The sequence below is a fragment of the Klebsiella indica genome (assembly GCF_005860775.1).
Lineage (GTDB): Bacteria > Pseudomonadota > Gammaproteobacteria > Enterobacterales > Enterobacteriaceae > Klebsiella > Klebsiella indica.
Genome location: NZ_VCHQ01000010.1, coordinates 101952 through 121883 on the forward strand (window position 1 = coordinate 101952; position 19932 = coordinate 121883).

13 protein-coding genes are annotated in these 19932 nt (G+C 52.6%); 8 read left to right on the forward strand and 5 right to left on the reverse strand.

Annotation, left to right across the window (positions count from 1 at the left end; all coding sequences use genetic code 11):
- Positions 1 to 40: 40 nt before the first annotated feature.
- The 4 genes from FE839_RS08955 to pncB all read right to left on the reverse strand — a co-directional run bounded on the left by FE839_RS08955 (position 41) and on the right by pncB (position 6100).
- Positions 41 to 1231, reverse strand: a complete 1191-nt coding sequence (locus tag FE839_RS08955) for an amino acid aminotransferase (RefSeq protein ID WP_138360485.1) — start codon at positions 1229 to 1231, stop codon at positions 41 to 43.
- Positions 1232 to 1418: 187 nt separating this feature from the next.
- A complete protein-coding gene (locus tag FE839_RS08960; protein ID WP_138360486.1) occupies positions 1419 to 2504 on the reverse strand; it encodes a porin in 1086 nt (361 codons plus the stop codon).
- A 589-nt stretch (positions 2505 to 3093) separates the two neighbouring features.
- Complete coding sequence (gene asnS, locus FE839_RS08965; protein ID WP_138360487.1) at positions 3094 to 4494, reverse strand: asparagine--tRNA ligase; 1401 nt, start codon at positions 4492 to 4494, stop codon at positions 3094 to 3096.
- Positions 4495 to 4897: 403 nt separating this feature from the next.
- Complete coding sequence (gene pncB, locus FE839_RS08970; protein WP_138360488.1) at positions 4898 to 6100, reverse strand: nicotinate phosphoribosyltransferase; 1203 nt, start codon at positions 6098 to 6100, stop codon at positions 4898 to 4900.
- Between the two features lie 329 nt (positions 6101 to 6429).
- Here pncB and pepN point away from each other — a divergent pair, with 329 nt between their 5' ends.
- The 3 genes from pepN to zapC all read left to right on the forward strand — a co-directional run bounded on the left by pepN (position 6430) and on the right by zapC (position 10998).
- Positions 6430 to 9045 carry an aminopeptidase N gene (gene pepN / locus FE839_RS08975; RefSeq protein WP_138360489.1) on the forward strand — a complete coding sequence of 872 codons (2616 nt, stop codon included), beginning with the start codon at positions 6430 to 6432 and terminating at the stop codon, positions 9043 to 9045.
- Between the two features lie 231 nt (positions 9046 to 9276).
- Positions 9277 to 10287 (forward strand): quinone-dependent dihydroorotate dehydrogenase, encoded by a 1011-nt coding sequence (gene pyrD / locus FE839_RS08980; protein WP_138360490.1) that lies wholly within the window; start codon positions 9277 to 9279, stop codon positions 10285 to 10287.
- Between the two features lie 168 nt (positions 10288 to 10455).
- Positions 10456 to 10998, forward strand: a complete 543-nt coding sequence (zapC, locus tag FE839_RS08985) for a cell division protein ZapC (RefSeq protein ID WP_138360491.1) — start codon at positions 10456 to 10458, stop codon at positions 10996 to 10998.
- Here zapC and FE839_RS08990 read toward each other — a convergent pair.
- Positions 10995 to 12104, reverse strand: coding sequence for a YcbX family protein (locus tag FE839_RS08990; protein ID WP_138360492.1), 1110 nt, complete (start codon positions 12102 to 12104; stop codon positions 10995 to 10997). The genes zapC and FE839_RS08990 overlap by 4 nt on opposite strands.
- A gap of 98 nt (positions 12105 to 12202) precedes the next feature.
- Here FE839_RS08990 and rlmKL point away from each other — a divergent pair, with 98 nt between their 5' ends.
- From rlmKL to pqiC, 5 genes are read left to right on the forward strand one after another with little or no spacing between them, the layout of a single operon-like run.
- Complete coding sequence (gene rlmKL, locus FE839_RS08995) at positions 12203 to 14308, forward strand: bifunctional 23S rRNA (guanine(2069)-N(7))-methyltransferase RlmK/23S rRNA (guanine(2445)-N(2))-methyltransferase RlmL (protein WP_138360493.1); 2106 nt, start codon at positions 12203 to 12205, stop codon at positions 14306 to 14308.
- Between the two features lie 11 nt (positions 14309 to 14319).
- On the forward strand, positions 14320 to 16224 hold the full coding sequence (locus tag FE839_RS09000; RefSeq protein WP_138360494.1) for an ABC transporter ATP-binding protein: 1905 nt from the start codon (positions 14320 to 14322) through the stop codon (positions 16222 to 16224).
- A gap of 14 nt (positions 16225 to 16238) precedes the next feature.
- On the forward strand, positions 16239 to 17507 hold the full coding sequence (gene pqiA / locus FE839_RS09005; RefSeq protein ID WP_138360495.1) for a membrane integrity-associated transporter subunit PqiA: 1269 nt from the start codon (positions 16239 to 16241) through the stop codon (positions 17505 to 17507).
- A complete protein-coding gene (gene pqiB / locus FE839_RS09010) occupies positions 17497 to 19134 on the forward strand; it encodes an intermembrane transport protein PqiB (protein ID WP_138360496.1) in 1638 nt (545 codons plus the stop codon). Before pqiA ends, pqiB begins: the two co-directional genes overlap by 11 nt.
- Positions 19134 to 19697, forward strand: coding sequence for a membrane integrity-associated transporter subunit PqiC (gene pqiC, locus FE839_RS09015; protein WP_138360497.1), 564 nt, complete (start codon positions 19134 to 19136; stop codon positions 19695 to 19697). The genes pqiB and pqiC overlap by 1 nt, the downstream gene beginning before the upstream one ends.
- The last annotated feature ends 235 nt before the right edge of the window (positions 19698 to 19932 follow it).

Sequence of the window (19932 nt, forward strand, 5' to 3'; positions counted from 1 at the left end):
CCGCAGATGCGGCCCTTTGTTTTTTCCCGCTACAGGAGGGTTACAGCACCGCGACAATTGCTTCGCACAGCGGAGCCATGTTGTCTGGGGTCATACCGGCGACATTAATTCGTCCGGACGCGACGGCATAAACCGCGAACTCTTCACGCAGACGCAGTACCTGCTCTTTGCTCAGACCGCTGAACGAGAACATTCCGTTTTGCTGTGAGATGAAAGAGAAATCACGGCTGGCGCCTTTTTCCTGCAGAGTATTAACGAACAGCAGACGCATGCGTTGAATACGCTGGCGCATATCGGTCAGTTCCTGCTCCCAGATCGCGCGTAGTGCATCATTGCTGAGAACCGTCGCCACCACCGATGCGCCGTGGGCCGGTGGGTTAGAATAGTTAGCGCGGATCACGGACTTCATCTGGCTGAAGGCGCGGTCAACGGTTTGCTGATCGCCAGCCACTAACGTACAGGCGCCGACGCGCTCGTTGTACAGGCCGAAGTTTTTCGAATAGGAGCTGGCGACCAGCAGTTCTTTATGCAGTGCCGCGAACGCACGCAGACCTTCAGCATCTTCTTCCAGACCGCGGGCAAATCCCTGATAGGCAAAGTCGAACAGCGGTAGCCAGCCTTTCCCGGCGGAAAGCTGAGCCAACTGCTGCCACTGTTCCAGCGTCGGATCGATACCAGTTGGGTTATGGCAGCAGCCGTGGAACAGAACGACATCGCCCGCCTGCGCTTCATTCAGGCTCGCCAGCAGCCCGTCGAAGTCGAGTTGATGGTGGGTTGCATCGTAATAGCTGTATTCGCGAACTTCCAGCCCGGCTGATTCGAACACGCTTTTATGGTTCGGCCAGCTCGGGTTACTGACCCAAATGCGTTTGGCGTCGGTTTTTTTCGCCAGGAAGTCTGCCGCAACGCGCAAACCACCGGTACCGCCCGGAGTTTGGGCAGTACGAGCGCGTTTATCATTAATAATCGCGCTTCCTTTGCCAAACAGCAGTTCCTGCGTGCAGCGACCAAATTCAGGAATACCATCAATACCCAAATAATTTTTGGTAGTTTCATTTTCCAGCAGATATTGTTCTGCTTTTTTCACGCATGTCAGGATCGGTGTCTTACCTGTTTCATCTTTATAAACACCAATTCCAAGGTTAATTTTTGCCGGGCGGTCATCGGCACGAAATAGATCGGCCAGGCCCAGAATAGGGTCAGCAGGGGCGGCAGTAATGTTCTCAAACATGATGAGGTTCCATTGTGATAACTGAAGGGAAATCCGCTATCAGGGTAACGGGAGAACTACAAATTGCCAACCGTTTGCGACAAAAAGCGAGAAGGTTTTCGAAAGTTACGATTTTTATCTCAGGAATGCAGAAAAGCAGGACCGAAGTCCTGCTTTTTAGGCATATCACGAAGGGGTGTACTGCAGATTAGAACTGGTAAACGATACCCACAGCAGCCTGGTCGTCGGTTGCAACGCCGGCAGCACGGGTGTAATCGTTGTCGTCCAGCAGGTTAAATTTGTACGCTGCATAGACGTTCATGTTCTTGTTGAAGTAGTACCAGCTACCCACTTCGATGTATTTAACCAGGTCAGCATCGCCGCCGGAGAAACCAGTGCGAGAGCGCAGGTCTTTACCTTTAGTCTGTACGTAACCGATGGACGGACGCAGACCGAAGTCGAACTGATACTGAACTACAGCTTCTACGTTCTGGGTTTTGTTCGCGAAGTAGGTGTCCTGGTTTTCCGGCGTCATGTTGTAAGTCTGGGAGTACATGACCGCAGCGTACAGGTTGTTGGCGTCATATTTAGCAGAGGTTGCCCATGCTTCCGCTTTTTTACCCTGGCCGTCAGCTTTCTGATCGCCGCTACGATTGGAGTTTGCATAGCCAGCGGACAGCGCAACGCCGTTTTCGAATGCGTAGGTTGCCGCGGTGCTGAAGCCGTCGCCGTTCTGTTTCTGTACATCACGAGTGCTGGCATCATTTTTCCCCTGATACTGCAGGGCGAAGCTCAGACCATCAACCAGACCGAAGAAATCAGAGTTACGGTAGGTTGCCACGCCGTTGGTACGGCCAGTCATGAAGTTGTCGGTGTAGTTCCAGCCATCGCCACCCCATTCAACCAGCATATCGGTTGCGGATTCAACATCGTAGATCGCGCCATAGTTACGGCCGTAGTCGAATGAACCGTATTCACCCGCTTTTAAGCCTGCGAAAGCCAGACGAGTTTTGGTGGTCTGAGAACCTTCAACGTTGGACGCATCCATGTTGTATTCCCACTGACCGTAACCGACCAACTGATCGTTGATCTGGGTTTCGCCTTTCAGACCGATACGTGCGTAGGTGGTGTCTTCGCTGCTGGTGTCGCCGTTGGTAGTCCAAACGTGCTCGCCAACCATTTTTCCGTAAAAGTCCAGTTTGTTACCGTTTTTGTTATAGATTTCTGCAGCGTTAGCTGCACCGGCAACCAACAAGGCAGGGATTACCGCTGCCAGAATTTTGCGCTTCATCATTATTTATTACCCTCATTTATATTTTTTTATCAACACTTGCCACTGCCGCCAATAAATTCTGTCAATAAAAATTTACAGAACTATTGATGATAGTTTGGTGTCTGGAGGCATCTTTCCATCCAGAACAACGTTTCGCTACCCTGAAAATGCTACCAATGTCTAAAATAAGTAACAAGAGGAAATATCATGTAACTAAATGTGTATTTTAGGGAACTTTGTGAACTCAATCAACTTTCCGTTCCTGTTTGAAGTGAAAATTACTGCGCTTTATATATCTATATGAATTAATTATGATTAATTTGCCTAAAAGAGCATTTGCGCATTTTGCGTCAATATTTTGCTCTTTTTTTATTCAATGTCTGTTTTAGCAATGCGTGCGCTGAGTGGTTAATAAATGAACAAGTTATTCAGTGAGTTTGCTAATTAATGAGCATAAAGTGCGGTTTTTATCTTCGGTCAGGAACGAAATAGTGCGTAACATTAATGTTAATCCTGATAGTTGATGTTTAGAATTCTTGAGAATTGTTAACGAGAATTGACATAAAAAAGGCCAGCTCACGCTGGCCTGGTGCTTATTGCGGGAAAAGGATCAGAATGTCGCGTTACGTGGGGTTCGCGGGAATGGAATCACATCACGTACGTTTTGCACGCCGGTTACATAAGCGATCAAACGCTCGAAGCCGAGGCCGAATCCTGCGTGCGGTACGGTGCCGTAGCGGCGCAGGTCGCGGTACCACCAGTAGTCTTCTTTATTCAGCCCCATTTCCGCCATACGGGCATCCAGCACGTCCAGACGCTCTTCGCGCTGGGAGCCGCCGATGATTTCGCCAATACCCGGCGCCAGCACGTCCATTGCGGCGACGGTTTTGCCGTCTTCATTAAGGCGCATATAGAACGCCTTAATCTCTTTAGGGTAGTTTTTCACCACTACCGGCGCTTTAAAATGTTCTTCCGCAAGATAACGTTCATGCTCAGAAGAGAGATCGACGCCCCAGTACACCGGGTTTTCAAACGGCTTACCGCAGTTCTCCAGAATACTCACCGCATCAGTGTAATCCACCTGCGCGAAATCAGCGGAAACGAAACGCTGCAGACGGTCGATAGCGTCTTTATCGACACGCTCGGCAAAGAACTGCATGTCATCCGCACGCTCTTCCAGTACCGCCTTAAAGACATACTTCAGCATCGCTTCCGCCAGGCGGGCGTTGTCTTCCAGATCGGCGAAGGCCACTTCCGGCTCCAGCATCCAGAATTCTGCAAGATGGCGGCTGGTATTGGAGTTTTCGGCACGGAAAGTCGGGCCGAAAGTGTAGATTTTCGACAGCGCACAGGCGTAGGTTTCGCCGTTTAACTGGCCTGAAACGGTGAGGAATGACTCTTTACCAAAGAAATCTTTATCGAAATCGACTTTGCCCTGGTCATTGCGCGGCAGGTTTTCCAGATCCAGCGTCGAAACGCGGAACATTTCCCCTGCGCCTTCGGTGTCGGAGGCCGTAATCAACGGGGTGGAGACCCAGAAAAAACCTTGCTCATCAAAGAAACGATGCAGCGCCTGCGCCAGCGTATGGCGAACGCGCGCCACTGCGCCAATCAGGTTGGTGCGCGGGCGCAGGTGGGCGACCTCACGCAGGTACTCAATGCTGTGGCGTTTCGCCGCCATCGGATAGGTATCCGGGTCTTCCACCCAGCCAGCGACGTCAACATGGCTGGCCTGAATTTCAAAGCGCTGGCCCTGACCCTGAGATGCCACCACTTTACCCGTCACAATCACCGAGCAACCGGTGGTCAGGCGCAGCACTTCTTCTTTGTAATTGGGAAGAGAATTACTAATAACGGCCTGTACAGGATCAAAGCAGGAACCGTCATAGACGGCGAGGAATGAAAAGCCAGCTTTAGAATCTCGGCGGGTACGCACCCATCCGCGCACGGTGACTTCGCTGTCAACGGCAACGCGGCCCTGGAGTACGTCGGCTACAGGCACAACGCTCATAATAGTCTCTCTTTTTAGTCCAATAGAAAAATCTGTAACCCCTTTTAGCGGGGGATATCTATGTTACCTGCCATCTTCCATCAGACAAGCAGAATTCGTATGAAGAGGGGGTGTTTCAGCAATAAAAGTGGCGAGAGTGCCCGTTTTCCCCTGAGGGTATCGAAGAAAGCGATGTCGGGCCTGTCCCATTAGAATGGTTTCACGAGCCATTTTACCCCGGACTGTACCCGAAAAAACGCGTTGCGTGTTGAACGCACTTCCATGTGGCCTGAAGCACATAATCCTTACGTACTGCGTGTCCGCTTTGCTTTCCGCGCACAGGCGGTGCGCAAACTGGCGATGCCAGCTACGGCTGTTGGGACAGAGGCTTAATCATCACCGTCATCTCTTTCCTGACGCTGCCCTAGCTGGCTTTTTTAACTGGCGGCAGATCAAAGGCTTTTCGCAGGGCGCGAACGAACGCTTTATCGTGGCAGATGGTTTTCCCCGGACTGTCAGACAGCTTCGCCACAGGTTTTCCATTGCACTCCACCAGCTTGATGACGATATTGAGCGGCTTAACCTGCGGGATATCGCAGGTTAAACGGGTCCCGATACCGAAGCTCAGATTCACCCGCGAAGAAAAGTGGCGATACAGATCGACCGCCTTCGTCAGATCGAGATTATCGGAAAACACCAGAACCTTGCTTAACGGGTCGATACCCAGTTTTTTGTAGTGGGCGATAGCCTTCTCGCCCCATTCCACCGGGTCGCCGGAATCGTGGCGCAGCCCCTGATAACGGGTGGCAAATTCCGGGCCAAAATCACGCAGGAAGGCATCCATTGTAATGCAGTCGGTCAGCGCGATGCCTAACTGATCAGGATACTCTTCCAGCCAGGCGGCGAGAGCCGCGCGCTGACTGCCTGCCAGGCTCGGACTGATCTGCTGATGCGCCTGGAACCATTCGTGCGCCTGGGTTCCCATTGGCGTCAGATTCAGGCGACGCGCAAGGTCGTAGTTGCTGGTGCCGGTGAACCACGGCTCCTGCTGGAGGCGTTTTACAATGGTCTGCTGCACGTCACGCGAGAAGCGGCGACGGGTGCCGAAATCCATCAAACGGAAGCGAGACATATCTATATCAGCCGTAAGACGGTTGAAATCGGCCAGCTTATGCTCAAGGGTCTCCAGCGCTAGATCAACGTGGATTTCTGGCGAACGATAGTGATGCACCAGCTCGCTAATCATGGCCAGCAGCGGGACTTCCCACATGATGACTTCGCGCCAGGGGCCGGAAAGGCGAATGTTAAGCTTGCCGTTGTCATTACTGACGGATACCTGGCGCGGGTCGTAGCGGAAGTCGCGCAGCCAGTCGAGATAGTCACGCGAAAAGAAGGGCAGGCACGATAGCCAGTGATATTCATCGTCCTGTAGCTTCAGGTCGTGCATCGTCTCAACCTGGTTGCGAATCGCATCGGCATAGATGCCGAGTAAATCATCCCCACGGCAACGGAACTCCGCCGCAACCTGTACATTATGGTAGCGGTGGAAGACAGCCTGTTGCATATGCAGCTTGTAGGCATCCGTATCAAGCAGCGAGTGCAATACAGGAGAAGTGAATTGGGTCATGGTGCGCAGTAGCATCCTCTCACTGGAGCGTTTCCATCAAAACCAAAGCGGTAAAAAAGGAGGCGGAGTATACCTGTATTACCCGACTCTGTCCCGCGGCGACGGTCGATAGCGACGCTGACGGTCATTTGCGAGGTCTAGTTTAATATATTGAACACGGATAACACCACAAGCTTTGCGTCGGGTCGAGTGCATTTCGTGCCACTAATGTTATCAGAATGTGGCGATTTTCATGTTTAGCATTGAAAAGATGAAGATTCTGCATAGCGAGAATTGCGCAACAGGAATAGACTGGGTCGACACTTTACAGGAGATGCGAAAGGTTTTTTATGACACAACAGCCCCAAGCCAAATACCGCCACGACTATCGTGCGCCGGAGTATCTGATTAGCGATATCGATTTGACCTTTGACCTGGATGCCGCAAAAACCATTGTTACGGCTGAGAGCAAGGTCTCACGCCATGCGGCTACGTCTGATGTGCCATTGCGTCTTGATGGCGAAGACCTGACGTTAATTTCTCTGCGGATTGATGGTCAAGCGTGGAGTGACTATAAAGAAGAAAATAACCATCTGGTCATTAGCGGATTGCCGGAACATTTCACTCTGACTATTGTTAATGAGATTAGCCCGGCGGCCAATACCGCGTTGGAAGGGCTGTATCAGTCAGGCGAAGCGCTGTGTACGCAGTGTGAAGCGGAAGGTTTCCGCCATATTACCTGGTATCTGGACCGCCCGGATGTTCTGGCGCGCTTCACCACTAAAATCATTGCCGATAAAGCCAAATATCCGTTCCTGCTCTCTAATGGCAACCGTGTGGCGCAGGGGGAACTGGAGGGGGGCCGCCACTGGATCCAGTGGCAGGATCCGTTCCCTAAACCGTGCTATCTGTTTGCGCTGGTGGCCGGTGATTTCGACGTCCTGCGCGACACATTCATCACTCGCTCAGGGCGTGAAGTGGCGCTGGAGCTGTACGTTGACCGCGGCAACCTTGACCGTGCGCCGTGGGCAATGACCTCGCTGCAAAATTCGATGAAGTGGGACGAAACGCGCTTTGGTCTCGAATATGATCTCGACATCTATATGATCGTCGCCGTTGACTTCTTCAACATGGGGGCGATGGAGAATAAAGGCCTTAACGTCTTTAACTCTAAATATGTACTGGCGCGTACCGATACCGCAACCGATAAAGACTACCTTGATATCGAGCGCGTTATTGGACATGAATATTTTCATAACTGGACAGGTAACCGCGTCACCTGCCGCGACTGGTTCCAGCTCAGCCTGAAAGAAGGTCTGACCGTTTTCCGCGATCAGGAATTTAGTTCCGATCTCGGCTCACGGGCGGTCAACCGCATCAACAATGTGCGTACTATGCGCGGCCTGCAGTTCGCCGAAGACGCCAGCCCGATGGCGCATCCGATTCGCCCGGAGAAGGTCATCGAAATGAACAACTTCTACACCCTGACGGTGTATGAGAAGGGGGCGGAAGTGATCCGTATGTTGCATACCCTGCTGGGAGAAGAGAATTTCCAGAAAGGGATGCAGCTCTATTTTGAACGCCACGACGGTAGCGCCGCCACCTGCGACGATTTTGTCCAGGCGATGGAGGATGCCTCTAACGTCGACCTGTCCCACTTCCGTCGCTGGTACAGCCAGTCCGGTACGCCGATTGTCACCGTGCATGACGACTATAACCCGGAAACGGAACAGTACACGCTGACCATCAGCCAGCGTACTTTGCCGACTGCGGAACAGCCGGAGAAGTTGCCGCTGCACATCCCGTTCGATATTGAGCTGTACGATAACGAAGGCAACGTGATTCCGTTGCAGAAGGGCGGTCATCCGGTGCATCAGGTGCTGAATGTGACCCAGGCGGAGCAGACCTTTGTTTTTGACAATGTCTACTTCCAGCCGGTACCGGCGTTGCTTTGCGAATTCTCCGCGCCGGTGAAACTGGAATATAAGTGGAGCGATCAGCAACTCACCTTCCTGATGCGTCACGCCCGTAACGATTTTTCTCGCTGGGATGCGGCGCAGAGCCTGCTGGCGACCTACATCAAGCTCAACGTCAACCGTCACCAGCAGGGACAACCGCTGTCGCTGCCGATCCATGTTGCCGATGCGTTCCGCGCAATACTGCTGGATGAGACGATTGATCCGGCACTGGCAGCCGAGATCCTGACTCTGCCTTCAGCCAATGAAATCGCGGAACTGTTCGAGATTATCGATCCGATCGCTATCGCCGCAGTACGTGACGCGCTCACTCGTACACTGGCGAACGAACTGGCCGACGAGTTCCTGGTGGTGTACAACGCCAACAAACTTGCCAGCTATCGCGTGGAACATGCCGACATCGGTAAGCGTTCTCTACGTAACACCTGCCTGCGCTATCTGGCATTTGGTGATGCGGAACTGGCGGATAAACTGGTGCGCGCACAATATCATCATGCTGATAATATGACAGATGCGCTGGTGGCGTTGGGGGCTGCCGTGGCGGCACAACTGCCGTGTCGTGATGCACTGATGCAGGAATATGACGATAAATGGCATCAGGACGGTCTGGTCATGGATAAATGGTTTATCCTGCAGTCCACCAGCCCGGCAGAGAATGTGCTGGAGGTGGTACGCGGTTTGCTGAATCATCGATCGTTCAGCATGAGTAACCCGAACCGTGTCCGTTCCCTGATTGGCGCTTTTGCCAGCAGTAACCCGTCGGCATTCCATGCTGAAGACGGTAGCGGTTATCAGTTCCTGGTGGAGATGCTGACCGAACTGAACAGCCGTAACCCGCAGGTCGCTTCGCGTCTGATTGAGCCGCTGATTCGTCTGAAACGCTATGATGAGAAGCGGCAGGCGCTGATGCGTGCGGCGCTGGAGCAACTGAAGGGGCTGGAGAATCTCTCCGGCGATCTGTTCGAGAAAATCAGTAAAGCGCTGGCGTAAGGCTGGGGTAATTCCCGGATAAGGCGTCACTGGCCTTATCCGGGCGGTTAAACGGTAATTCCGTCAGTGTCGCGCCAGCAGCGCCTGAGTGCGTTTTGCTGGTGTCACACGAGTGGTAAAAGTAAACGTTTGCGTCAGACCGGTGATTTTTTGTCACAGGTCAATTCCCTTTCCGCGATGGATAGCACATAATACGCCCCCGGTTTGCACACCGGGAATCCAGGAGAGTTCATGTACTACCCCTTCGTTCGTAAAGCCCTTTTTCAGCTCGATCCTGAGCGCGCTCATGAAGTGACCTTTCAACAATTACGCCGTATTACGGGAACCCCACTGGAAATGTTGGTGCGGCAAAAAGTGCCTGCAAAGCCGGTGACCTGTATGGGACTCAAATTTAAGAACCCGCTGGGTCTGGCTGCCGGGCTGGATAAAAATGGCGAGTGTATTGATGCGCTCGGAGCAATGGGTTTTGGTTCAATCGAAATTGGTACCGTGACGCCGCGCCCGCAGCCGGGTAACGATAAGCCAAGGATCTTCCGTCTGGTCGATGCCGAAGGTTTGATCAACCGCATGGGCTTTAATAACCACGGGGTTGATAACCTGGTTGAGAACGTAAAAAAGGCGCATTTTGATGGCGTTCTGGGAATTAATATCGGTAAAAATAAAGATACCCCGGTTGAGCAAGGCAAAGATGATTATCTGATATGTATGGAAAAAATCTATGCTTACGCCGGATATATTGCCATTAATATCTCCTCGCCGAATACGCCAGGCCTGCGCACTTTACAATACGGCGATGCGCTGGATGATTTGCTTTCGGCGATTAAAAATAAGCAATGTGAGCTGCAGGAGAAGCATCAGAAATATGTCCCGGTGGCGGTAAAGATCGCGCCGGATCTTTCCACCGAAGAATTGATCCAGGTTGCCGACAGTTTAGTCCGGCATAATATTGATGGTGTGATTGCCACCAATACCACATTGGATCGATCGCTGGTTCAGGGTATGAAACATTGCGATGAAACCGGTGGACTTAGTGGACGTCCTTTGCAATTGAAGAGTACCGAAATTATTCGCCTGCTGTCTGCGGAATTAAATGGCCGCCTGCCAATTATTGGCGTTGGTGGTATTGATTCAGTGATTGCGGCACGGGAAAAGATAGCTGCTGGCGCGACGCTGCTGCAGATTTATTCCGGATTCATTTTTAAAGGCCCGCCGCTGATTAAAGAAATTGTTACTCATATCTAATCTTTTCTTCTACTGATACTTCACCAGGGCTTTATTTATAGCCCTGGTTGTTTTATATTCTTTCATTGTTGCTTATTTAAACATTTTAGTCTTTTCTTAATTTTGGGAATATTCTGTAGCAATTTACATGTTATTCGCGATGGAAGTGAAAGAGGACGGGGGGGATAAATGCGGATTAAACCTGACGATAACTGGCGTTGGTATTACGACGAAGAACATGACCGCATGATGCTTGACCTGGCTAATGGTATGTTATTCAGGTCGCGCTTCCCGCGCCGAATGTTGACGCCTGACGCTTTTGTCCCTTGCGGATTTTGCGTGGATGATGCCGCACTCTATTTTTCATTTGAAGAGAAATGTCGCGACTTTGAATTATCCAAAGAACAGCGCGCTGAATTAGTCCTTAATGCGCTGGTCGCCGTTCGCTTTCTTAAACCGCAAATGCCGAAAAGCTGGCATTTCACAACTCACGCAGAGAGCTGGCAGCCCGCTACCGGTGATGCGGCCAGCGCCTGGCTGAGCGATACCGGTCAGCAGGTCAATCTGCTGGTCGTTGAGCCCGGCGAGAACGCGGCGCTGTGCCTGTTAGCACAGCCGGGTCTGACGCTTGCCGGGCGAGTCATGCAGCTCGGCGATGTAATTAAAATTATGAACGACCGTCTGCTACCGGCGCCCGGAGGCGTGAGCTACAGCCTGGGACAAGCGGTTTAAGGCGCCAGCCGCAGGGCAGTTTTCGGCACGCAACTGCAGCACAGAATCGTACCATCAGCGGCCACTGCGTTTTTCTTCAGCGCGCTGACTTCGCCTTCTTCCAGCCGAATACGACAGCTACCGCAAATTCCCGCGCGGCAGGAGTAAGGAATGCGAATACCCTGTTGTTCCAGTTGCTCAAGCAAGATTTGCTGATTATTACCGGTGAAACTCAGCCCCTGCCATGCAATCGCCACCGTTGCGCTCTGTTGGGCTTTGGGCGTCAATAGGTTATCGCTATCGCCCGCACCGTAAGCTTTAGCCGGGCCGTGAACCAGCACCTCTAACTCATCACCAACCCGCACCACACCACTATTACGCGCGATCAGGTTCTGACCAAAATCGACATCACCGCTATCCAGCGCCGTGCGAAACCCTTGTAGCGTAGTTAACGGTTCGCCTGAAGGATGCTTTTGCCCACGCTCCGGGCTGACGGTCGTAAACACGCAGCGGCTGCACGGTTTGGCGACATCAAAAACAACCTCGCCGATACGGACCACTTTCCAGCTATCTTCTTCCCAGGCTGTTGCACCGGTGACCAGCAGATTCGGGCGAAATTGTTCTATGCTTACGCTGGCCGGACAACGGTTTTGCAGGTCGCGCAGCGAGGCTTCATTGGCCAGAAGGTAGGGAAAACCGTCTGCGAAGGAGAGGGGGACGGCGTCATGGTGCTTCACCCGACGGCTTAGCTGCGGCCCCAGCCAGCGAAGCTGGACGCTGCGGTTAAAGAAACCGCTTAGCCATTGATTAATCGGGGATGGCGCAATCAGGGCGGTAAAGTGGTTGCCCCAGACTTCAGTTGCTTCCTGTTGCGGAGCAAAGTCACTGAAGCGAACCAGTGCGCTGCTGCCGTCTGGCGCGGTCAGGTGAAGACCATCATGGCGCAGCGCGGGGGTAAACCTGACCATTTGCGGGAACTGACGGGCAGTAATGAAGGTGCCATCGGTTTCCGTCACCATAAATATGCGATCAAAAGCCAGCCCACTGATATCAGCATAAGCGTGGCTGAGGCCAAGTCCTCGCATTGATTTAACAGGATGAATAAAAAGTCGCGAAAGCGTTACCATACTCTGCCCCAGGCTGTAAAAATAAGCCTTTAACTTTATGACATAGGGCACATATTGGCTATAATGCGCACCAATTTTCTTTTAGTAAAAGTGACGATATGAATTCTCTGTTTGCCAGTACGGCTCGTGGGCTGGAAGAGCTGTTAAAATCTGAACTGGAAGGCCTTGGTGCGGTGGCGTGTCAGGTGGTCCAGGGCGGGGTCCATTTTCAGGGGGATACACGCTTGCTGTATCAAAGCCTGATGTGGAGTCGGCTGGCTTCACGGATTATGTTGCCGCTGAGCCAGTGTAATGTATACAGCGATCTGGATCTTTACCTTGGTGTCCAGGCGATACCCTGGACGGAGATGTTCAACCCCGGGGCAACGTTTGCCGTGCATTTTAGTGGGCTGAACGACGAAATCCGCAACAGCCAGTATGGCGCGCTAAAGGTAAAAGATGCGATCGTCGATAGTTTCACGCGTAAAAATCTTCCGCGGCCCAATGTCGATCGCGATAATCCCGACCTCCGCATTAACGTCTGGCTGAATAAAGAAACGGCCCATATTTCACTGGATCTTAGCGGTGAGGGCCTGCACCTGCGTGGTTACCGGGATGGTACCGGAATGGCGCCGATCAAAGAAAACCTTGCCGCGGCGATTGTAATGCGTTCCGGCTGGGCTGCGGGTACGCCGCTGCTCGATCCGATGTGCGGCTCCGGTACTTTACTGATCGAAGCTGCGATGCTGGCGACCGATCGGGCGCCAGGTTTGCATCGTCGTCATTGGGGCTTCGGCGGCTGGGCGCAGCACGATGAGGTTATCTGGAAAGAGGTGAAAGCCGACGCGCAAACTCGCGCCCGTCAGGGTCTTGCGGGGTATGCGTCGCGCTTTTACGGGTCTGATGTCGACGCGCGGGTTATCGAACGTGCGCAGCGTAACGCCCGCCGTGCTGGTATTGGTGAACTGATTACCTTTGACGTTAAAGATGTCGCTCAACTGAGCAATCCTTTGCCGAAAGGTCCATACGGTACTGTGATCAGCAACCCGCCGTATGGCGAGCGTCTGGAGAGTGAACCGGCGCTGATTGCTCTGCATGGCCTGCTGGGCCGGACGATGAAAAATCAGTTTGGCGGCTGGAATCTGTCGCTGTTCAGCGCCTCGCCGGATCTGCTGAGTTGTCTGCAATTACGGGCGGATAAACAGTTTAAAGCGAAGAACGGCCCGCTGGACTGCGTGCAGAAAAACTATCACCTTGCAGAAAATGAAGGTGGAAAAACGACGATGATGGCGGAAGATTTCGCTAACCGTCTGCGTAAGAATCTGAAAAAATTTGAAAAATGGGCGCGTCAGGAAGGGATTGAATGCTATCGCCTGTATGATGCCGATCTGCCGGAATATAACGTGGCTATCGACCGTTATGGTGACTGGGTGGTGGTGCAAGAGTATGCGCCGCCGAAAACCGTAGATGCGCATAAAGCGCGTCAGCGCCTGTTTGATATCATCGCCGCCACTATTGCTGTGCTGGGTATTGCGCCGAATAAGCTGGTGCTGAAAACCCGCGAACGACAGAAAGGGAAAAACCAGTATCAGAAAATGGCTGAGAAGGGAGAATTCATTACGGTCCGGGAGTATGACGCCCGCCTGTGGGTGAACCTGACAGACTATCTGGATACCGGACTGTTTCTCGATCACCGCATTGCCCGTCGTACACTGGGACAGATGAGTAAAGGCAAAGACTTCCTCAATCTTTTCTCCTACACCGGCAGCGCCAGCGTTCACGCGGGTCTTGGCGGCGCACGTTCCACGACCACGGTTGATATGTCACGCACTTACCTTGAGTGGGCTGAGCGCAATCTGCGGCTTAACGGTTTAACCGGACGCGCGCATCGTTTGATGCAGGCTGATGTGCTGGGCTGGCTGCGGGAGACGACCGAGCAGTTTGATCTGATTTTTATCGATCCACCGACTTTTTCCAACTCCAAACGTATGGACGACGCGTTTGATGTGCAACGGGATCATTTGCGTCTGATGACCGATTTAAAACGTCTGCTGCGTAAAGGCGGCACGATTATGTTCTCGAATAACAAACGCGGTTTCCGTATGGATCATAACGGGCTGGCGCAACTGGGCCTGAAGGCGCAGGAGATCACGCAAAAAACCCTGTCTCTGGATTTTGCCCGCAATCGTCAGATCCACAACTGCTGGCTGATTACCGCAGCCTGAAGGAATAAATAATGTCATTAATTAGTATGCACGGCGCCTGGCTCTCTTTCAGCGATGCGCCGCTGCTGGATAATGCAGAACTGCATATCGAAGATAACGAACGGGTGTGCCTGGTCGGGCGTAACGGCGCGGGCAAATCAACCTTGATGAAGATCCTTAACCGTGAGCAGGGTCTTGATGATGGTCGCATCATCTATGAACAGGATCTGGTGGTTGCGCGTTTGCAGCAGGATCCGCCGCGTGATGTCACCGGAACCGTTTATGATTTTGTCGCGGAAGGTATTGCCGAACAGGCGGCCTTGCTCAAAGACTATCACGATGTTTCGCAACTGGTGATGACTGATCCGAGCGACAAAAACCTGAACGAACTGGCGCGTTTGCAAGAGCAACTCGACAATTTAGGACTGTGGCAACTGGATAGCCGAATTAATGAGGTGCTGGAGCAGCTAAGCCTGGATCCCAACGCCGAACTCTCCTCGCTTTCCGGCGGCTGGCTGCGTAAAGCGGCGCTTGGCCGCGCGTTGGTTAGCGGGCCGCGCGTGCTACTGCTTGATGAACCGACCAACCACCTTGATATTGAAACTATCGACTGGCTGGAAGGGTTCCTGAAGATGTTCAAAGGCACCATTATTTTCATCTCACATGACCGTTCCTTTATTCGCAATATGGCGACGCGGATTGTCGATCTCGATCGCGGTAAGCTGGTGACTTATCCGGGGAACTACGATCAGTATCTGCTGGATAAAGAAGAAGCGCTGCGCGTAGAAGAGTTACAGAATGCGGAGTTCGATCGCAAACTGGCGCAGGAGGAAGTGTGGATCCGTCAGGGGATCAAAGCCCGCCGTACCCGTAATGAAGGCCGTGTGCGCGCCCTTAAAGCGATGCGTCGCGAGCGCAACGAACGCCGTGAAGTGATGGGCAGCGCGAAGATGCAGGTCGAAGAGGCGGCGCGTTCGGGCAAAATTGTCTTCGAGCTGGAGAACGTTAACTACCAGGTTGATGGTAAGGTGCTGGTGAAAGATTTTACCGCTCAGATCCAGCGTGGCGACAAGATTGCGCTGATTGGCCCGAATGGCTGCGGTAAAACCACGCTGCTGAAGCTGATGCTTGGGCAACTAAAGGCGGATAGCGGGCGGATCCACGTGGGCACGAAGCTGGAAGTCGCCTATTTCGACCAGCACCGCGCGGAGCTTGACCCGGATAAAACGGTGATGGACAACCTTGCTGAAGGGAAGCAGGAAGTGATGGTGAACGGCAAGCCGCGCCACGTTCTGGGTTACCTGCAGGATTTTATGTTCCATCCGAAACGCGCGATGACGCCGGTACGGGCGCTCTCCGGCGGTGAACGTAACCGTCTGCTGCTGGCGCGTCTGTTCCTTAAACCCAGCAACCTGTTGATTCTCGATGAACCGACAAACGATCTGGATGTTGAAACCCTGGAACTGCTGGAAGAGCTCGTTGATGGTTATCAGGGTACAGTGATGCTGGTTAGCCACGACCGTCAGTTTGTTGATAACACCGTCACTGAATGCTGGATCTTCGAGGGCGCCGGGCAAATTGGCCAATATATCGGCGGCTATCATGATGCCCGCGGTCAGCAAGCGCAGTATCTGGCGCAAAAGCAGCCGGTTGCCAAAAAGGCCGTTGAAGCGCAACCGAAAGCAGAAAGTGTCAAGCGTACCGCTAACAAATTAAGCTATAACCTGCAGCGCGAACTGGAGCAGTTGCCGCAAAAGCTGGAAGCGCTGGAAGCCAGTTTGCAGAATTTGCAGGAACAGGTGGCCGATCCTTCTTTCTTTGGTCAGCCGCATGACCATACGCAACAGGTGCTGACTCAGTTAAGTGACGCGGAGCAGGCGCTGGAAGCCGCCTTCGAACGCTGGGAATACCTCGAAGGTTTAAAAAACGGCGCATAAGCAGAGGAGTTTTCATGTGCGATCATCATCATGCTGCACGGCATATCCTGTGTCGACAATGTGATTTGCTGGTGGCCCTGCCGCTGCTGGAGCATCGCCAGAAAGCTGCATGTCCGCGCTGCGGAACAACATTAACGACTTCCTGGGATGCGCCCCGGCAGCGTCCCACGGCCTATGCGTTGGTTGCGTTGTTTATGCTGCTGCTGGCAAATCTGTTTCCCTTTATTTACATGAAGGTTGGCGGGATCAGTAGCGAAATAGAGATGCTGGAAATTCCCAATGTGTTGTTTTCCGAGGATTACGCCAGTCTGGGGACCTTCTTTTTACTCTTTGTGCAGTTGGTGCCGGCTTTTTGTCTGATCACCATACTGCTGCTGGTAAACCGGGTGCGCATGCCTTCCGGGCTGAAAGCGTTTCTGGCGCGGATCCTGTTTCATCTTAAAACCTGGGGAATGGCGGAAATCTTTCTCGCCGGGGTGCTGGTCAGCTTCGTTAAACTGATGGCCTACGGCGATATCGGTATCGGCCTGAGTTTTGTTCCCTGGTGTATGTTCTGCATACTACAACTGAGAACATTTCAGTGTGTGGACCGCCGTTGGCTCTGGGATGACATTGCACCAATGCCGCCGATTAAGCAGCCGCTGAAAGTTGGCGTTTCTGGCTTACGACAGGGGTTACGTTCATGTTCGTGCTGTACGGCGGTGTTGCCCGTGGATGAAGCCGTATGCCCGCGTTGTCATACAAAGGGAACGGCCCGGCGTAAAAACAGCCTGCAGTGGACGCTGGCGCTGTTGGTGACTTCGCTGATCCTCTATATGCCCGCCAATATTCTGCCGATCATGATTACCGATCTGCTGGGCGATAAGATGCCTTCCACCATTATGGCTGGGGTGATCCTGCTGTGGAGTGAAGGATCGTATCCGGTGGCGATGGTGATATTTATCGCCAGTATTATGGTGCCAACGTTAAAAATGATCGCGATCGGCTGGCTGTGCTGGAACGCCAGCGGCAAAGGTGAGCGCGATTCAGAGCGCATGCATCTGATTTATGAAGTTGTCGAATTTGTTGGCCGGTGGTCAATGATTGATGTTTTTGTCATCGCAGTACTCTCAGCTCTGGTGCGGATAGGCGGTTTAATGAATATCTATCCGGCGATAGGGGCGGTGATGTTTGCGCTGGTCGTTGTTATGACAATGTTTTCGGCCATGACGTTTGACCCTCGTTTATTGTGGGATCGTGAGCCAGATTCAAGCCATGAGGAAAGACTACAGCATGGAAAATAAGAGCGGAGAAGCGAAAGTGCAAAAGGTGAAGAACTGGTCACCGGTGTGGATCTTCCCGATAGTCACTGCGCTTATTGGCGCATGGATCCTTTTTTATCACTACAGCCATCAGGGGCCGGAAGTGACCCTGATTACCACCAATGCTGAAGGTATTGAAGGGGGAAAAACCCGGATTAAGAGTCGCAGCGTTGACGTTGGTGTGATTGAAAGCGCCACGCTGACCGACGATCTGACCCACGTAGAAATAAAAGCCCGGCTGAATTCAGGCATGGAAAAATTGTTGCATCAGGATTCAGTATTTTGGGTGGTTAAGCCGCAGGTTGGCCGTGAAGGGATCAGCGGTCTGGGAACATTATTATCCGGTGCCTATATTGAACTGCAACCAGGAACGAAGGGAGCCGCTCCCGCGCAATATCCGCTGCTGGATTCGCCGCCGCTGGCTTCGCCGGATGCAAAAGGTATTCGTATCTTGCTGGAAAGCAGTAAAGCCGGTCAGCTGTCACCTGGCGATCCGGTGCTTTTCCGCGGTTATCGCGTAGGTTCCGTTGAAACCAGTACCTTTGATGCGCAAAAACGCAAAATTACCTATCAGCTGTTTATCAGCGCGCCAAACGATCGTCTGGTGACCAACAACGTGCGCTTCTGGAAAGACAGCGGCATCGCCGTGGATCTGACCGCTGCGGGAATGCGCGTTGAAATGGGGTCCTTGTCGACGCTATTTGGCGGTGGGGTCAGCTTTGATGTGCCGGAAGGATTACCTCTGGGTGAGCCGGTGGCCAATAAAACCGAATATCATCTGTTTGACGATCAGCGAAGTATCCAGGATTCTGTCTTTACTCAACACATTGATTATGTGATGTTCTTTAAAGATTCGATTCGTGGTCTGCAGCCCGGCGCGCCGGTTGAGTTTCGCGGCATTCGTCTCGGGACGGTAGGTAAAGTGCCATTCTTTATTCCGGGGCTGAAGCAGAGCTTAAATGATGATTACCGTATCCCGGTTGAAGTGCGTATTGAGCCACAGCGGCTGATCAATCAATTAGGCAGCGATCCGGATGTTCCTGGGCATATCGACGATCTGATCAATCGTGGTCTGCGTGGTTCCCTTAAAACCGGCAACCTGGTGACCGGTGCGCTGTATATCGATCTCGACTTCTACCAGAATGCGCCTCCACGTGGCAAGATTCAGAAGTTCGGCGACTATCCGATTATCCCGACCGTAAGTGGGGGGCTGGCACAGATCCAGCAGCGTCTGATGGAGGCGCTGGATAAGATTAACAACCTGCCCATTAACCCGCTGCTGGAGCAGGCGACCAGTACGCTGGCGCAAAGTGAAAAAACTATGCAACACGTGCAAACGACGCTGGATAGTCTGAACAAGATAACCTCAAGTCAGTCGATGCAGCAGTTGCCGGGCGACATGCAGAATACGTTGCGTGAACTTAACCGCAGTATGCAGGGCTTCCAGCCTGGTTCGGCGGCATACAATAAGATGGTTGCGGATATGCAGCGCCTCGATCAGGTTCTTCGTGAACTGCAGCCGGTATTGAAAACGCTTAATGATAAGAGCAATGCGCTGGTTTTCGAGGCCAGGGATAAAAAAGATCCACAGCCGAAGGGAGCGAAATAATGAAGAAGTGGCTAATAGCGGCGGCGGTGTGTGCGCTGACGGCATGCAGCAGCGGTGGTGAGAGCAAAACCTACTACCAGCTTCCGGTGGTGCAGGGGGGGGCGCAAAGCGCGGCTCACCAGAGTAAAAAATTGCTATGGGTTGAGCAGGTGAGCATTCCGGACTATCTGGCCGGCAACGGCGTGGTCTATCAAACCACCGATGTGCAGTACGTGATCGCGAATAACAACCTGTGGGCAAGCCCGCTCGATCAGCAACTGCTTACTACGCTAGTGGCGAATCTTAGCCAGCAGCTACCTGGCTGGGTCATTGCCTCGCAACCGCTGGGTAGCGAGCAGGATACGCTGAATGTATCCGTCAGCGGTTTTCATGGTCGTTACGATGGCCGGGTGATTGTCAGCGGTGAGTGGCTGCTGAAGCATCAGGGGCAACTGATTAAGCGTCCGTTCAATATTGAGCTTAAGCAGCAGCAGGATGGCTACGATGCGATGGTGAAGACCTTGGCTCAGGCCTGGCGCCAGGAAGCGATCGCAATCGCCAGCGAGCTGAATCGCCTGCCATAAGTAGAATTAATAATGCTCAATTGCCGCCGCGAGAACGAAAATCGCGGCGGCATTTTTGTTTGTACCGTCAGATTGTTACTTGTGCTGGTTCACATTTTTTGTACAAATGAACTTTCATGTAGCTCACAAATATGACAATGGCGTGAATTTTGCGCATTGACGCTCTCTCCGATTCGCGGTATTCGTTAATCGTGGTTGCGCATTTAGTGACCATTGTTTTCTTTTCCACCAGATC

What these genes read in the sequence shown, in the direction of transcription:
- FE839_RS08955 (WP_138360485.1), bottom strand. Translation starts at nt 1,231, where the DNA reads ATGTTTGAGAACATTACTGCCGCCCCTGCTGACCCTATTCTGGGCCTG.
- FE839_RS08960 (WP_138360486.1), bottom strand. Translation starts at nt 2,504, where the DNA reads ATGATGAAGCGCAAAATTCTGGCAGCGGTAATCCCTGCCTTGTTGGTT.
- asnS (WP_138360487.1), bottom strand. Translation starts at nt 4,494, where the DNA reads ATGAGCGTTGTGCCTGTAGCCGACGTACTCCAGGGCCGCGTTGCCGTT.
- pncB (WP_138360488.1), bottom strand. Translation starts at nt 6,100, where the DNA reads ATGACCCAATTCACTTCTCCTGTATTGCACTCGCTGCTTGATACGGAT.
- pepN (WP_138360489.1), top strand. Translation starts at nt 6,430, where the DNA reads ATGACACAACAGCCCCAAGCCAAATACCGCCACGACTATCGTGCGCCG.
- pyrD (WP_138360490.1), top strand. Translation starts at nt 9,277, where the DNA reads ATGTACTACCCCTTCGTTCGTAAAGCCCTTTTTCAGCTCGATCCTGAG.
- zapC (WP_138360491.1), top strand. Translation starts at nt 10,456, where the DNA reads ATGCGGATTAAACCTGACGATAACTGGCGTTGGTATTACGACGAAGAA.
- FE839_RS08990 (WP_138360492.1), bottom strand. Translation starts at nt 12,104, where the DNA reads ATGGTAACGCTTTCGCGACTTTTTATTCATCCTGTTAAATCAATGCGA.
- rlmKL (WP_138360493.1), top strand. Translation starts at nt 12,203, where the DNA reads ATGAATTCTCTGTTTGCCAGTACGGCTCGTGGGCTGGAAGAGCTGTTA.
- FE839_RS09000 (WP_138360494.1), top strand. Translation starts at nt 14,320, where the DNA reads ATGTCATTAATTAGTATGCACGGCGCCTGGCTCTCTTTCAGCGATGCG.
- pqiA (WP_138360495.1), top strand. Translation starts at nt 16,239, where the DNA reads ATGTGCGATCATCATCATGCTGCACGGCATATCCTGTGTCGACAATGT.
- pqiB (WP_138360496.1), top strand. Translation starts at nt 17,497, where the DNA reads ATGGAAAATAAGAGCGGAGAAGCGAAAGTGCAAAAGGTGAAGAACTGG.
- pqiC (WP_138360497.1), top strand. Translation starts at nt 19,134, where the DNA reads ATGAAGAAGTGGCTAATAGCGGCGGCGGTGTGTGCGCTGACGGCATGC.